This window comes from Streptomyces sp. NPDC092296, assembly GCF_044755465.1.
Taxonomy (GTDB): Bacteria; Actinomycetota; Actinomycetes; order Streptomycetales; family Streptomycetaceae; genus Peterkaempfera.
Window position 1 is genome coordinate 75,895 of the sequence record NZ_JBIVRB010000003.1, and the last position, 13,879, is coordinate 89,773.

Annotated in this window: 12 protein-coding genes; 10 read left to right on the top strand and 2 right to left on the bottom strand. The window is 74.8% G+C overall.

Annotated features, from left to right (window positions below; translation table 11 throughout):
* The first annotated feature begins 63 nt into the window (after positions 1-63).
* Genes ACIQGZ_RS10790 through ACIQGZ_RS10810 form a run of 5 tightly spaced genes read left to right on the top strand, consistent with a single transcriptional unit; the run spans position 64 to position 4,496 of the window.
* Positions 64-789, top strand: coding sequence for an ABC transporter ATP-binding protein (locus ACIQGZ_RS10790; protein WP_402601434.1), 726 nt, complete (start codon positions 64-66; stop codon positions 787-789).
* On the top strand, positions 786-1,544 hold the full coding sequence (locus ACIQGZ_RS10795) for an ABC transporter ATP-binding protein (RefSeq protein WP_402600836.1): 759 nt from the start codon (positions 786-788) through the stop codon (positions 1,542-1,544). The genes ACIQGZ_RS10790 and ACIQGZ_RS10795 overlap by 4 nt, the downstream gene beginning before the upstream one ends.
* Positions 1,544-2,431, top strand: a complete 888-nt coding sequence (locus ACIQGZ_RS10800) for a branched-chain amino acid ABC transporter permease (protein ID WP_402600837.1) — start codon at positions 1,544-1,546, stop codon at positions 2,429-2,431. The genes ACIQGZ_RS10795 and ACIQGZ_RS10800 overlap by 1 nt, the downstream gene beginning before the upstream one ends.
* Positions 2,428-3,579: a branched-chain amino acid ABC transporter permease gene (locus tag ACIQGZ_RS10805; RefSeq protein ID WP_402600839.1), complete on the top strand. Its 1,152-nt coding sequence runs from the start codon at positions 2,428-2,430 to the stop codon at positions 3,577-3,579. The genes ACIQGZ_RS10800 and ACIQGZ_RS10805 overlap by 4 nt, the downstream gene beginning before the upstream one ends.
* Positions 3,576-4,496: an alpha/beta hydrolase gene (locus ACIQGZ_RS10810; RefSeq protein ID WP_402600840.1), complete on the top strand. Its 921-nt coding sequence runs from the start codon at positions 3,576-3,578 to the stop codon at positions 4,494-4,496. The genes ACIQGZ_RS10805 and ACIQGZ_RS10810 overlap by 4 nt, the downstream gene beginning before the upstream one ends.
* On the opposite strand, the gene ACIQGZ_RS10815 is transcribed toward ACIQGZ_RS10810, so the two are convergent.
* On the bottom strand, positions 4,454-6,433 hold the full coding sequence (locus ACIQGZ_RS10815; protein ID WP_402600842.1) for a helix-turn-helix domain-containing protein: 1,980 nt from the start codon (positions 6,431-6,433) through the stop codon (positions 4,454-4,456). The genes ACIQGZ_RS10810 and ACIQGZ_RS10815 overlap by 43 nt on opposite strands.
* 232 nt (positions 6,434-6,665) lie before the next feature.
* Positions 6,666-7,484: a 3-hydroxybutyrate dehydrogenase gene (locus ACIQGZ_RS10820; protein ID WP_402600844.1), complete on the bottom strand. Its 819-nt coding sequence runs from the start codon at positions 7,482-7,484 to the stop codon at positions 6,666-6,668.
* A 343-nt stretch (positions 7,485-7,827) separates the two neighbouring features.
* Between ACIQGZ_RS10820 and ACIQGZ_RS10825 the strand changes: the two genes are divergently transcribed.
* The 5 genes from ACIQGZ_RS10825 to ACIQGZ_RS10845 all read left to right on the top strand — a co-directional run bounded on the left by ACIQGZ_RS10825 (position 7,828) and on the right by ACIQGZ_RS10845 (position 13,788).
* Positions 7,828-9,567, top strand: coding sequence for a PHB depolymerase family esterase (locus tag ACIQGZ_RS10825; protein WP_402600845.1), 1,740 nt, complete (start codon positions 7,828-7,830; stop codon positions 9,565-9,567).
* Positions 9,568-9,841: 274 nt separating this feature from the next.
* Entirely contained in the window at positions 9,842-10,615 is a 774-nt protein-coding gene (locus ACIQGZ_RS10830; protein WP_402601435.1) for a CoA transferase subunit A, read from the top strand.
* 1 nt (position 10,616) lies between these two features.
* Positions 10,617-11,267, top strand: coding sequence for a CoA transferase subunit B (locus ACIQGZ_RS10835; RefSeq protein WP_402600846.1), 651 nt, complete (start codon positions 10,617-10,619; stop codon positions 11,265-11,267).
* Between the two features lie 266 nt (positions 11,268-11,533).
* Positions 11,534-13,231: a hypothetical protein gene (locus tag ACIQGZ_RS10840; protein WP_402600847.1), complete on the top strand. Its 1,698-nt coding sequence runs from the start codon at positions 11,534-11,536 to the stop codon at positions 13,229-13,231.
* Positions 13,228-13,788, top strand: coding sequence for a hypothetical protein (locus ACIQGZ_RS10845; RefSeq protein ID WP_402600848.1), 561 nt, complete (start codon positions 13,228-13,230; stop codon positions 13,786-13,788). Before ACIQGZ_RS10840 ends, ACIQGZ_RS10845 begins: the two co-directional genes overlap by 4 nt.
* Positions 13,789-13,879: the final 91 nt, after the last annotated feature.

A 13,879-nucleotide genomic window follows, 5' to 3' on the forward strand; every position in this document is an offset into this window, starting at 1 on the left:
GCACCACGTGCCGGGGGCGCGGAGACCGCGGCGGCGGCGGCCGCCGCGGTCCCCGTACTCCGGCTGCGCGACCTGGGCTGGACCGTCGGCGGCGCCACCATCGTGGAGGACGTCTCGCTGGACGTCCGCGAGGGCGAGTTCCTCGCCTTCATCGGCCCCAACGGCGCCGGCAAGACCTCCCTGTTCAACCTGATCAGCGGACTCAACCCCGCCTCCCGGGGCGCCATCGAACTCGACGGCGCCGACATCACCGCCCAGCCCGCCCACGCCCGCGCCCGGCGCGGCCTGGGCCGCACCTTCCAGACCTCCAGCCTCTGGCCCGCGATGACCGTCGCGGACCACGTACGGCTGGCGGCCCAGGCCGCCACCGGCGGCTCGTACCGCATCTGGCGGCGCGCCGCCGCCTACCGCAGCCAGGTCGCCGAGGTGCTGGAGCGCACCGGCCTCGGCCACCGCGCCGACGCCCCGGCCGGCGACCTGTCGCACGGCGAGAAGCGCAAGCTGGAGCTGGCCGTGCTGCTGGTCGGGGAGCCCCGGCTGATGCTGCTGGACGAGCCGATGGCCGGGGTGAGCGCCGAGGAGGTGCCCGCGCTGACCGACCTGATCCGCTCCCTGCACCGCGACGAGGGCCGCACCGTCCTCATGGTCGAACACCACATGGACGTCCTGCTGGGCCTGGCCGACCGGCTCGCCGTGATGCACCACGGCACGCTGCTGGCGCTGGGCACCCCGCAGGACGTGATGGCCGACGCCACCGTGCAGCAGGCCTACCTCGGGGAGGACCTGTGACCACACCGGACGCCCCCCTGCTGGCCGTCCGCGACCTGCGGGTCGTCATCGGCGGCAGGCACATCCTGCACGGCGTCGACCTCGCGGTCGCCCCGGCCGGCGTCACCGCCCTGCTGGGCCGCAACGGCGCGGGCAAGACCACCACCGTACGGGCCGTCCTCGGCCTGGTCCCGCGCACCGGCAGCGTACTGCTGGACGGCGAGGAGACCGTCAGGCTGGCCACCCACACCCTGGTCCGGCGCGGCATCGGCTACGCCCCCGAGGACCGGGGCGTCTTCGCCGGGCTCACCGTCGCGGAGAACCTGCGGCTGGCCGAGCGCCCCGGCGGCGGCGAACCCGCCTACGCGCTGGTGTACGAGCTGTTCCCCGAGCTCAGGGAGCGCGCCCGGCAGGCCGCCGGCACCCTCTCCGGCGGACAGCAGCAGATGGTCGCCATCGCCCGCACCCTGCTCAACGGCAACCGCCTGATCATCGCGGACGAGCCCACCAAGGGCCTCGCCCCCCGGGTCGTCACCGAGGTCGCCCAGGTGCTGGAGCGGGTCGCGGAAGCGGTCCCCGTGCTGCTGGTCGAACAGAACCTCGCCGTGGTCCGCCGCCTCGCCCGGCACTGCGCCGTCCTCGCCGACGGCCGCACCGCCCACCAGGGGCCCGCCGCCGACCTGCTGGCGGACCCCCAGGCCACCCACGCCCTGCTGGGCGTCGGCCGCCGCGAGGCCGCCGCCGCCCAGAGCCCCACCGGAAGGGCGGGTCACTGATGTCCACCTTCGTGCTGCTCGCCCTCACCGGACTCGGCCTGGGCGCCCTGTACTTCCTGGTTGCCTCCGGCCTCTCGCTGATCTTCGGCCTGATGGACGTGCTCAACTTCGCGCACGGCGCGCTGCTCTCCATCGGCGCGTACGGCACCTGGTGGGCCGCCTCCGGCCACCTGCCCGGCGCCGGCCCCGGCGGCCTCGGCTTCGTGCTCGCCGTCGCCTTCGGCACCGCCGTGGGCACCCTGGCCGCCGTACTGCTGGAGTACGCCGTCGTCCGGCCGCTCTACACCCGCCCCCGGGAGCAGATCCTCGCCACCGTCGGCGTGGGGCTCGCCATCCCCGCGCTGCTCTCCGCCATCTGGGGCGCCGACGCCCGGCCGTTCCCCGGGCCGGCCGCGCTCTCCGGCACCTTCGGGCTGCTGGGCGCCCAGATCCCGGTCAACCGGCTGGTGCTGATCGGCGCCGCCGCCGTGGTGCTCGTCGTCCTCAAACTCTTCCTCGGCCGCACCAGGCACGGCCTGGTGGTCCGGGCCGGGGTGGAGGACCGGGCCATGGTCACCGCGCTGGGCATCGACGTCCGCAAGGCGTTCACCCTGGTCTTCGCGATCGGCGGTGCGGCAGCCGCCCTCGGCGGCGCCCTGGGCGGCCTCTACTTCGGCTCGGTCGACCCCCGGCAGGGCACCTCGCTGCTGATCTTCGCCTTCGTGGTCGTCGTGATGGGCGGCATGGGCTCGGTCAGCGGAGCCGCGCTGGCCTCGGTCGGCGTCGGTCTCGTCCAGCAGTTCGCCAACTACTACACCACCGCCGGGCTGGGCGACCTCTCGGTCGTCGTACTGCTCGCCGCGCTGCTGCTGCTGCGCCCGCGCGGACTGACCGGGAGGCTCGCGTGACCACCGCCACCCCGACGCGTGACGAGACCCGCGCGACCACCCCCGCCGCCCCCGGCGGCGCCGGACCGCTGCGGCGGGCCGCCCGTTGGTGGCCCGCCGCCGTGCTGCTGGTGCTGGTGGTGGCGCCGTACAGCACCCTGCCGCTGCCCGGCCTGCTGGACGGGCCGCTCGGCAGCCCCGGCAGCCTGCAACTGCTGGCGCTCTGCCTGCTGTTCGGCGCGCTGGCCACCGGCTACGACCTGCTGCTCGGCCGCACCGGGCTGCTCTCCTTCGGCCATGCGCTGTACTTCGCGGCCGGCACCTACGCCACCAACACGATCATGCTGGAGGCGGGCCTGCCGTTCGGCGTCTCGGCGCTGCTCGGACTGCTGTTCGGGGTGGCGCTGGCCGCCCTGCTGGGCTCGGTCAGCCTGCGGGTCAGCGGCATCGGGTTCTCCATGGTGACGCTGGCCTTCGCCCAGGCGGGGTCGATCCTGGTCTCGCGGGACCCGGGCGGCATCACCGGCGGCGAGGAGGGCCGGGCGGTACCGGCGGACCGGCTGCCCGCCGCGTTCGTCGGCATCGAGAACACCGTCAACCTGTACTGGATCGCGCTGGCGTACCTGGTCCTCACCCTGGCCGCCGTGCACTGGGCGGTCCGCTCGCCCACCGGCCGGGTCTGGGAGGGCATCAAGGAGAACGAGCGCCGGGTCGAGGTGCTGGGCCTGCGGCCGTACGGCTTCAAGCTGGTCGCCTTCGTGCTGGCCGGGACGCTGGCCGCGCTCGGCGGTATCGTCTACCTGCTGCTGACCGGCGGTGCCACCCCGCAGGCGACCACCTCGGACTTCACGCTCTCGCTGCTGGTGATGGTGGTGCTGGGCGGCTCCGGGACCCGCTGGGGGCCGATGGTCGGCGGCATCCTCTACACCTGGGCCGACCACCGGCTCGGGGACCTGGCGGGGTCCGACACGATCGCCGGGCTGCCCGCCGTGCTGCGGGTGCCGCTGTCCGAGCCGCTCTTCCTGCTGGGCACGCTGTTCGTCGCGGTGGTCTACCTGCTGCCCGGCGGCGTCATGCGGCTCCCGGCGCGGGTCCGGGCCGCCCGGCGCGGCGCCGCCGACCGGCAGGCCGACGACTCCCGCGACGACTCCCAGGAGGTCACCCCGTGAGCCCCAACCCACCCGCGTCCGCCCCTTACGAGGAGTCCACGGTCCCCGTGGCCGGCGGCGAGCTGGCCGTACTGCGCTGGCCCGCGACCGAGCCCGGTGCCCCGGTGGTGCTGGCCCTGCACGGCATCACCGCCAACGCCCTGTCCTGGGCCCGGGTCGCGGACCACCTCCGCGGCCGGGTCACCCTGGTGGCGCCCGACCTGCGCGGCCGGGCGGGCAGCAGCGCGCTGCCCGGCCCGTACGGCATCGACGCGCACGCGGCGGACGTCGCCGCGCTGGCCGAAGCGCTCGGCCTGCGCGACGCCGTGCTCACCGGGCACTCGATGGGCGCCTTCGTGGCGGCGCTGACCGCCGTCCGGCACCCCGAGCGGTTCGGGTCGCTGCTGCTGGTGGACGGCGCGGTGGGCTTCCCCGCGCCGACCGACCTGACGCCCGACGAGCTGATCACCGCCGTGATCGGCCCGGCGATGCGGCGGCTGACGATGACCTTCGCCGACCGTGACGCCTACCGCTCCTTCTGGCAAGCGCACCCCGCCTTCGGCGCCGCCTGGGCGCCCTGGGTGGACGCCTACATCCAGCGCGACCTGGTGGGGGAGGAGCCGGAACTGCACTCCTCCTGCCGGATCGAGGCGGTCCGGGCCGACGGCGTGGGGCTGTTCGGCCCCGAGGTGCTGGCCGCCGTGCACCAACTGCCCTGGCCGACCACCCTGCTGTGGGCCGAGCGCGGGCTGCTGGACGAGGCGCAGGGCCTCTACGACGAGGGCCGGTTGGACGCCGCCGGGCTGGACCGGACCCGGGTCCGCCCGGAGCTGGTCGCGGACACCAACCACTACACCCTGCTGGTCGGGGAGGACGGCGCCGAGGTGACGGCCCGTCACCTCCTGGCGGCGGCCGGGCTGCCGGAGGTCGACGGGTAGCCCTTGGCCAGCAGCACCAGCCGCAGCGCGAGTTGCAGTTCCAACGCGCGCTCGGGGGTGTTCCAGTCGGGGCCGAGCAGCGCCTGGATGCGATCCAGGCGCTGCACGACCGTGTTGACGTGGATGTGCAGCTCGTCCTTGGCCCGGGTCAGGCTGCCGCCGCACCCGAAGTACGCGCCCAGGGTGCGCACCAGCTCCGTACCGCGCCGGGCGTCGTAGTCCAGCAGCGGGCCCAGGGTCGCGGCCACGAACCCCTCCACGTCATGGCCGTCGCCCAGCACCACGCCCAGGAAGCCCAGGTCGGCCGCGCAGGCGCCATCGCCGGTACGGCCCAGCACATGCAGCGCCCGCAGACAGCGCACCGCCTCGGCGTACGCGGTGGCCAGCTCCCCGGGCCCGGTGGCGGGACCGGCGGCGGCGACCGTCACCGGCGCGCCGGTCAGATGGGTCAGCTGGGCGGCCGCCGCGCCGCCCGCCTCGCCGGGCGCGCCGCCCTCGTACGGGAGCAGCAGCACCACCGCCCCGGCGTGCTCGGCGCTGATGCCGCCGGTGCCGAAGAGGTACTGCACGGCGGCGCCGGTCAGCCGCTCCCGCGACTCGGCGGCGGTCTCCGCGAGCAGCAGCAGCTGCGGCCGCTCCAGGTCGATGCCGAGCCGGCGGCCGCGCTCGGCCAGCCCCGCCGGGTCGCGGTCGGGCGCGCTGAGCAGGTCCGCGATCAGCTCGCCCCGGATGCGGTTCTCGGTCTCGGCCACCGACCGGCGCAGCAGCAGGAGCAGCGCGGTGACCACCCCGGCCCGCTCGAACAGCCGCCGGTCGGGGTCGTCCAGCTGCGTACGGCCGTGCAGCGCGAGGCTGCCCAGCAGGCCCTTCCCGGCCAGTACGGCGCAGACCCAGCGGTCGTCGCGGAAGACGGCGCGGGCCGTCGCCCGGGAGTCGTCCACCGCCGCCGCCAGCCGGGCGGTGTCGCCGCCGTCCGCCGCGAAGGCGCTGCCGTCGGGCCCGACCGACGCCAGCACCCTGCCGTCCGGGCCGTGCACCGCGATGCCGCCGCCGAGCAGCCGGGCCACAGCGACCGCCACATCGGCCACGTCGCCGCCGCGCAGCACCAGATCGGTGAGCCGGTCGTGGGCCTCGGCGGCCCGCTGCATGGCGGTCGAGTGCTCCTTGATCATCGCGTTGGCCTCGGCCAGGTCCGCCAGCGCGGCCCGGGTGTCGGCCAGCGACTTGGCGGTGTCGATGGCGATGGCGGCGTGCGCGGCCAGCGAGCAGAGCAGGGCGACCTCGTCCGGGGAGAAGGAGCGCGGCCGGCGGTCGGCGGCGAACAGCACCCCGATGACCTTGCCGCCCGAACCCCGGCTCGACCCCAGCAGCAGCGGCACCCCGAGGATGGCGACCAGGCCCTCGTCCAGCACGCCGGCGTTGATGCTGCCGGTGTGCCGGAACCGCTCGTCGGTGCGGTAGTCGGGGGTGGCGTACGGCCGGGCGGTCTGGGCGACCAGGCCGCCGAGCCCCTCACCGAGTTGCAGCCGCAGCGTCTGGAAGATGGACGACACCGAACCGTCGGTGACCCGCATGTAGGTGTCCCCGGCCTCCTCGTCGGGGAGCGTCAGATACGCGGTGTCGGTGCCGAGCAGCATCCTGGCCCGGCGGACGATCGACTGGAGCACCGCGTCCAGGTCGCGCAGCGCGGCCAGGTCGCCCGCCGTGTCGAAGAGGGCGGTCAGCTCCATCTCCCGGCGCCGGTGCCGCACCAGGTTGCGGTGGACGCGCAGTGCCGCCCCGGTGGCCCGCTCGATCTCCGCGAGCTCGGGCGGGGCGGCACCGGCCGCGCGGGCCTCGGCGGCCAGCGCGCCGAAGTCCTCGACCGGGGCGTCCTGGGCGAGGAGCTCCAGCAGTCGGCGCAGGTAGGGGGCGGCGGAGGGGAGCTGTGGGGGCATGGCGAGCCATCGTGCCAGAGAGCACCGACCGGGTCGTCAGCCGGGTGCCCAGGGGCGCGGGGAACTGCGCGAACGACTGCTCCCGGGGCGTGCGCAACCGTCCGTCGCCTGCCAGGCACCGCCTCGGGGGCGCGGGGAACTGCGCGAACAACCCCCGCCTACGTAGGGCAGCCCCTCCCCGAAAAGCCCCCCGAAGCCGCGCGCAGCGCCCCGCAGCGCCCCGCAGCGCCCCTCAGCGAGCCGTCCAGCCGCCGTCCAGCGGCAGCGACGCACCGGTCACCGACCGCGACTGCTCAGCGCAGAGCCACAGCATCGCCTCCGCCACCTCCGACGGCTCGACCAGCCGCTTGATCGCGGTCCGCTCCAGCATCACCGTCTCCACCACATCCGCCGCCGGAATGCCGTGCGCCAGCGCCTGGGCGGCGATCTGGTCCTCGACCAGCGGCGTGCGGACGTACCCGGGGCAGATGCAGTTGCTGGTCACGCCGTACGGCGCCCCCTCCAGCGCCACCACCTTGCTCAGCCCCTCCAGGCCGTGCTTGGCGGCGACGTACGCGGCCTTGAACGGGCTGGCCCGCAGCCCGTGCACCGAGGAGATGTTGACGATCCGGCCCCACTCGTTGCCGTACATGTGCGGCAGGGTGCGGCGCAGGATGCGGAACGGCGCCTCCAGCATCACCCGCTGGATCAGCGCGAAGCGCTCGGTCGGGAACTCGTGCACCGGGGCCACGTGCTGGAGCCCGGCGTTGTTGACCACGATGTCGGCGTCGTCCGGCAGGGTGTCCACCGCGTCGGGGTCGGAGAGGTCCACCACGTACGCGGTGCCGCCGATCGCCCGTGCCACCTCCCGGGCCGCCTCGGCGGCGCGGTCGACCACGTACACCCGCGCCCCGGCTGCGGCCAGGGCCTCCGCGCAGGCCCGCCCGATCCCGCTGGCGGCGCCGGTGACCAGCGCCGTCCGCCCGTGCAGGAAGCCGGGGCCGGCCGGCTGCTCCGGGGTGGTGCCGCTGCCGGTCTCGCTCGCCCCGGCGGTGTTCTGGGTGCTCTCCATGGTGGCCACGCTAGGAACGATGCCGGGGGCGGCACACATGGTGAGCGGCCATAATCACCGGCCCGATGGTGGTGTGCACCGCCATGCCCGGGTGGGGCCGAGGCCGGTGCCGTACCGGGTCCGCCGCCGGGTACCGATCGACCGCGTCCGATTGCCACAGCCGCCGCGCCGTCGCCACGGGCCGCGCCACCACTCCCGCCGCCGAGGTCGTATCGGTCCGGCACGTGTCCGGCGTCACCCGCCGGTCGTAGCGTCCAGCGCCAACAGCCGACCGATCGTTCCGGCGCCGCCCGCCGGGCCGGTCGGTGCGCCCCCACCTCCCCACCCCACCCAGGAGTCACCCATGCGTCCGTGGACCAGGCGAAGTCTCTTCCGACGTGTCACCATGTCCGCCGTGCTCGGCGTGCTGGCCGCCTCCCTCGGCGTCGCCGCCGGCACGCCCGCCGCCGCGGCGGGCGGCCTCCAGCAGGTCTCCGGCTTCGGCTCGAACCCGGGCAACCTCGCCATGTACGAGTACACCCCGGCCAACCTCCCGCAGGGCGCGCCGATCGTGGTGGCCATGCACGGCTGCACCCAGACGGCGAGCGACTACCACAACAACTCGGGCTGGCAGAAGTACGCCGACCTGTGGGGCTTCGACGTCATCTATCCGCAGACCAGCTCGGCCAACAACGCGCTGTCCTGCTTCGCCTGGTTCGACCCCAGCAAGGACGCCCGGGGCAAGGGCGAGGCCGCCTCGGTCGTCTCGATGGTGAACAAGGCCGTCGCGGCGCACGGCTCCGACCCCAGCCGGGTCTATGTCACCGGCCTGTCGGCGGGCGGCGGCATGGCCGCCGACCTGCTGGCCGCCTACCCCGACGTGTTCGCCGGCGGCTCCATCGACTCCGGGCTGCCCGCCCAGTGCGCCACCAGCCAGACGGCCGCCTCCAGCTGCCAGTACGGCAGCATGAACCTGACCCCCGCCCAGTGGGGCGACAAGGTCCGCAACGCCTACCCCGGCTACACCGGCCCCTGGCCCCGGGTCGCGATCTGGCAGGGCAGCTCCGACTACACCGTCCAGCCGGTCAACTCCACCGAGCTGCGCGACCAGTGGACCAACGTCTGGGGCATCAGCCAGACCGCGTCCAGCACGGTCAGCCTGCCCGGCAACACCACCCAGAGCATCTACAACGACGCGTCGGGCAGGCCCGCCGTCGAGCTGTTCACGATCTCCGGCATGGGCCACGGCCTGGCCGTCAGCCCCGGCTCCGGCGCCGACCAGTGCGGCTCCACCGGCGCGTACTTCCTGAACTCCATCTGCTCCAGCTACCACACCGCGAAGTTCTGGGGCCTGGACGGCACCGGCAACGGCGGCGGTAGCACGGCGCTGCCGGCTCCGGCGGGGCTGAAGGTGACCGGGGTGACGGCGTCGTCGGTGTCGCTGTCGTGGTCGGCGGTGAGTGGTGCGGCGTCGTACAACGTGTACCGGGATGGCGCCAAGGTGGGTTCGGTGGCGTCGGGTTCGTTCACGGATTCGGGGCTGTCGGCGGGGGTGTCGTACGGCTACACGGTGGCTGCGGTGGACTCCTCGGGCACGGTCGGCACCGCGTCCTCGGCGGTCACCGGCACCACCACCAGCGGTGGGGGTAGCACGGCGCTGCCGGCTCCGGCGGGGCTGAAGGTGACCGGGGTGACGGCGTCGTCGGTGTCGCTGTCGTGGTCGGCGGTGAGTGGTGCGGCGTCGTACAACGTGTACCGGGGCGGCGCCAAGGTGGGTTCGGTGGCGTCGGGTTCGTTCACGGATTCGGGGCTGTCGGCGGGGGTGTCGTACGGCTACACGGTGGCTGCGGTGGACTCCTCGGGCACGGTCGGCACCATGTCCTCGGCGGTCACCGGCACCACCACCGCCACCGCGCCGACGCAGTGCTTCAACGCGACCAACTACGCCCATGTGGCGGCCGGTCGCGCCTACCAGAGCGGCGGCTACACCTACGCCAACGGCTCCAACCAGAACATGGGCCTGTACAACGTCTTCTACAGCCACATCCTGGCGGAGACCTCGCCCGGCTACTTCGTGATCGCCGACTCGGGCTGCCCGTCCTGACCGTTCCGTCCTCGCACACCCCGCACCCCGCCCCGGCTCCGGCCGCAGGCGGGGTGCGGGCTTGCCCGGGTCGGTGGGTGTCGGGTCGGTGGGTGTCGGGCCGGTGGGTGCCGGGCCGGTGGGTGCCCGACCAGTGTGTGGCAGGCAACCGCCCGGCGCCCACCCCCCATGTGCCCGGCCGACATGGTCACGGCCGGGCGATGCCGGGAAGGTGGGCATGCCCGGACGCCAGGCAGCGGCGACGGCTCAGCGAACCCACGTGGAAGGCAACGCAATGGACAAGGTGGTGGACTCGGCCGCACACGCCGTCGAGGACATTCCGGACGGTGCGACCCTCGCCGTCGGCGGCTTCGGCCTCTGCGGCATCCCGTCCACGCTGATCGGCGCCCTGGTGGAGTCCGGCGCGTCCGGCCTGCGGGTGGTGTCCAACAACTGCGGCGTGGACGACTGGGGGCTCGGCCTGCTGCTGCGGGCCGGCCGGATCGCCCGGATGACGTCCTCGTACGTCGGGGAGAACAAGGAGTTCGCCCGGCAGTACCTCTCCGGTGAGCTGGAGGTCGAGCTGACCCCGCAGGGCACCCTGGCCGAGCGGCTGCGCGCGGGCGGCTCCGGGATACCGGCGTTCTTCACCCCGGCGGGGGTCGGCACCCAGATCGAGGAGGGCGGCCTGCCCTGGCGGTACGCGCCCGGCGGCGGCAGTGTCACGGTGGCCTCGCCGCCCAAGGAGGTCCGGGAGTTCGGCGGCCGGCGCTACCTGCTGGAGGAGGCCATCACCGCCGACTTCGCCCTGGTCCGCGCCGAGGTGGCCGACCGCCACGGCAACCTGGTCTTCCACTCCGCCGCCCGCAACTTCAACCCGCTGTGCGCCATGGCGGGCCGGATCACCCTGGTCGAGGCCGAGCGGATCGTGGAGCCCGGCGAGATCCCGCCGGACGCGGTGCACCTGCCCGGCGTCTATGTGGACCGGGTGATCGCCGCCGACCCGGCCGACAAGCGCATCGAGCGCCGTACCGTCCGCCCCGCCGCCCTTTCCGCCCCGGAGAACTGACATGGCCCTCACCCGCGACCAGCTCGCCGCCCGCGCCGCCCTGGAACTCCGCGACGGCCAGTACGTCAACCTGGGCATCGGCCTGCCCACCCTGATCCCCAACCACCTGCCGGACGGCGTCGAGGTGGTGCTGCACTCGGAGAACGGCATCCTGGGCGTCGGCCCCTACCCGTACGACGGCGAGGAGCACCCCGACCTGATCAACGCGGGCAAGGAGACCGTCACCGTGCAGCCCGGTGCCGCCTACTTCGACTCGGCGTTCTCCTTCGGCATGATCCGCTCCGGCCGGATCGACGTCTCGGTGCTGGGCGCCATGCAGGTCTCGGTCGGCGGCGACCTGGCCAACTGGATGATCCCCGGCAAGATGGTCAAGGGCATGGGCGGCGCGATGGACCTGGTGCACGGCGCCCGCCGGGTGATCGTGCTGATGGAGCACACCGCCAAGGACGGCAGCCCCAAGATCCTGCGGGAGTGCACACTGCCCGCCACCGGCCGCGCGGTGGTCGACCGGATCATCACCGACCTCGGCGTCATCGACGTCACCCCGCAGGGCCTGCGCCTGGTCGAGACCGCCCCGGGCGTCACCGTGGAGCAGATCCGCGCCGCCACCGACGCCGACCTGCTCGACCCCGAACCGGCCCTCGCCCACTGATCCCACCCCTCGCGGGCCGGGTCGTCCACCTCGGACGGCCCGGCCCGCGAGCCGTTCCGTGCCCTGCGGAGCGGCCCCCGGAACCGGCGGCCCGTCAATTTCCGTAAATCCCTGGATCGATCCGTAGGCCGGGTTCACAATGATCGCACCAAAGCCACTGTGGAGCGGTCGGCAGCGGTCGGCCGGCGCCTGCGCCGTGGCCGGTTCGGTGGGGGTGACACGTCCTGGCCGGTGGGATGGCGAGGGCGCCGAATCGGGGGGACGCCATGCCATCGCGAGGAATTCCGGACCGGCCCGAAGGCTCCTCCGAGACGTTACAGCTTCGCCGGGAGCCCCCGCAGCAGCACCGGGCGGCCACCCTCGGCGGGCGGCTGCGCGCCGCCGCCAAGCTGCCGGTGCTGGCCCCGCACCGGCCGGCGCTGCTGGGCCTGGCCCTGGTGCTGGACGAGCAGGAGGGCCTGGACGAGCAGGACGGCCCGGACGAGCGGGACGGCCCGGACGAGCAGGACAGCCCGGACGAGCGGGACGGCCCGGAGCGCCAGGACGCGCTGCGGGCACCTGCGGAGTCCTGGGCGCAGCTGGACCTGCTCCGGGCGCACGGCCGCCCCGAGACCTTCGCCCGGCTGCCGGAGCCCAGATGGGCCCGGGGGGTGCGCTGGGCGGAGCTGGCGCCGCCGGTGCTGGTGTTCGTACCGCTGGGGATCACCTGGCTGGGCCTGTCCCGGGCCACCGGGGCGTACCAGCAGTTGCGGTCCACCCCGGAGGGCCGGAAGCTGGCCGACCGGCAGTCCTTCCTGGAGCTGTGGCAGGACGGCTTCCAGGGGCGGCTGCACTGGCTGGCGTTCGGCTCGATGGCCTGGTGGACGCTCAGCATGCTGATCGTGATCGCCCTGCTGGTGCTGGCCACGGGCTGGGTCCGCCGGCACACCGAACAGCGCAACGAGCTGGCGGTCCGCCACGCCGCCGCCCTGCTGACCCCGCTGCTCACCGAGGCCCAGTTACGGATCAACACCCTGCGCTGGGAGAGCCCGGCCCGGCTGGCCGGGGAGCTGGGCCGGGGCGCCGCCACCCTGGGTGACCTGCTCCGCTCCACCCGCAGCAGCCAGGAGGCGGCCGACACCGCGCTCGCCGGCACCGCCGCCACCCTGCGGAGCGTCCAGGAGCTGGTCACCCGGGTCGGCCGGGCCACTCCGGCGCTGGCCGACAGCGCGGCGGACGTACGGAAGGCCATCGACGCGCTGCGGACGGCGCAGCGGGAGGGTGTGGCGGCCACGGCGGCGGCCGGGGAGCAGCAGCGCGCCGCACTGGAGAAGCTGGTCTCTGCGGCCCAGAGCTCGCTGGAGCGCGCCGAGCGGCAGAACGCGCAGGTCGCGGCGGTGGCCGCCCGGCGGCTGGAGCAGGCGGGGGACGCGGTCGCGGCGCTGGTGCGGTCCGCCGGCGCGGCCAATGAGGCGGCCCTGTCCGAGGTGGGGAGCCGCTCGGCGGCCACGCTGGAGGGGGTGCAGGCCGGGCTGCACTCGGCCGTCAGCGCCCTGCACAGCTCCGGCCGGGACCTGGGCGCGGCCGGGGAGAGCCTGGGCGGGTGGGTACGGGAGACCACCGACCAGGGGGTGGCGCGGATGGCTCGGGCGTTCCAGCTGGCGATCAGCGCGGCGGCCGTGGACCTCGCGGTGGCGGTCGAGGAGACCGGCCGGGCCCAGTCGGAGCGCATCGAGCGGATCAGCCAGGTGGTGGACCGGTTCGACGCGCTGCTGCTGGCCGAGGCCGACCGCCGGTCGGCCGCGCTGGACGGGCTGGCCGCCGGGGCCGCGGAGCTGCGGGCGGCCGCCGCCGCGCTGGAGCGGTCGGCGGCGGGCCCGGCCGAGGCCGGTGACCCCGGCCAGGAGGCGGGGTGGACGCCGGTGGACGCGCCCCACGACCGGAGCGCGGCCGACGGGGCGGAGCCGGCCGGGGAGCAGCTGTGAAGGGCCCGCAGGCGACCCAACTGGCGGGCTGGCTCTTCGCGGATCTGCTGCTGGTGATGGTGCTGGTGGTGCTCGGCGGCCAGCTGACCGCCCCCGCCGACACCCCGGCCGCCGCCCCGGTGCCGAGCCCGACCGCCTCCGCCGCACCGAGCCGCAGCGCACCGCCCGGAGCGGTGAGCCGGCACACCGGGATGAAGCCGAAGAGCGTCGAGCTGACGGGACTGGGGGATGTGCGGGCCGCCGCCGCGCTGACCGGCGGCGGCGGGGACGCGGCCGCAGCCCGCAGCCGGGTGCTGGCCCGGGTGCGGGCCGGGCTGCGGGACGACATCTCCGACCGGGTGGCCATGGTCTTCGTCTGGGGCAGCTACGGCGGCTGCGCGACCTGCACCCCGCGGGACGCCGAGTCCACCGCGTACGCCACGGTGGTCGAGAGCTTCCTCCGGGAGGCCCGGCTGCCCGGGATGCCGACCTCGAAGACCTTCTACCGCGCCTATCACGACCTCGGCGGGCACCCGGGCGATCTGCGGCTGGAGCTCTTTGTGTACTACTCCGACTGAACAACCGCAGCCCGACTGACTCCAGCACCCCGACCGGCTCGCCACGTCCCGGCCGGGGCCCGCATGACCGATCCCCGCACTGGGAGGCGTC

Excerpts from the sequence above, each read along its gene's own strand:
- ACIQGZ_RS10815 (WP_402600842.1), bottom strand. The coding sequence starts at position 6,433 with ATGCCCCCACAGCTCCCCTCCGCCGCCCCCTACCTGCGCCGACTGCTG.
- ACIQGZ_RS10830 (WP_402601435.1), top strand. The coding sequence starts at position 9,842 with ATGGACAAGGTGGTGGACTCGGCCGCACACGCCGTCGAGGACATTCCG.
- ACIQGZ_RS10825 (WP_402600845.1), top strand. The coding sequence starts at position 7,828 with ATGCGTCCGTGGACCAGGCGAAGTCTCTTCCGACGTGTCACCATGTCC.
- ACIQGZ_RS10800 (WP_402600837.1), top strand. The coding sequence starts at position 1,544 with ATGTCCACCTTCGTGCTGCTCGCCCTCACCGGACTCGGCCTGGGCGCC.
- ACIQGZ_RS10840 (WP_402600847.1), top strand. The coding sequence starts at position 11,534 with ATGCCATCGCGAGGAATTCCGGACCGGCCCGAAGGCTCCTCCGAGACG.
- ACIQGZ_RS10820 (WP_402600844.1), bottom strand. The coding sequence starts at position 7,484 with ATGGAGAGCACCCAGAACACCGCCGGGGCGAGCGAGACCGGCAGCGGC.
- ACIQGZ_RS10835 (WP_402600846.1), top strand. The coding sequence starts at position 10,617 with ATGGCCCTCACCCGCGACCAGCTCGCCGCCCGCGCCGCCCTGGAACTC.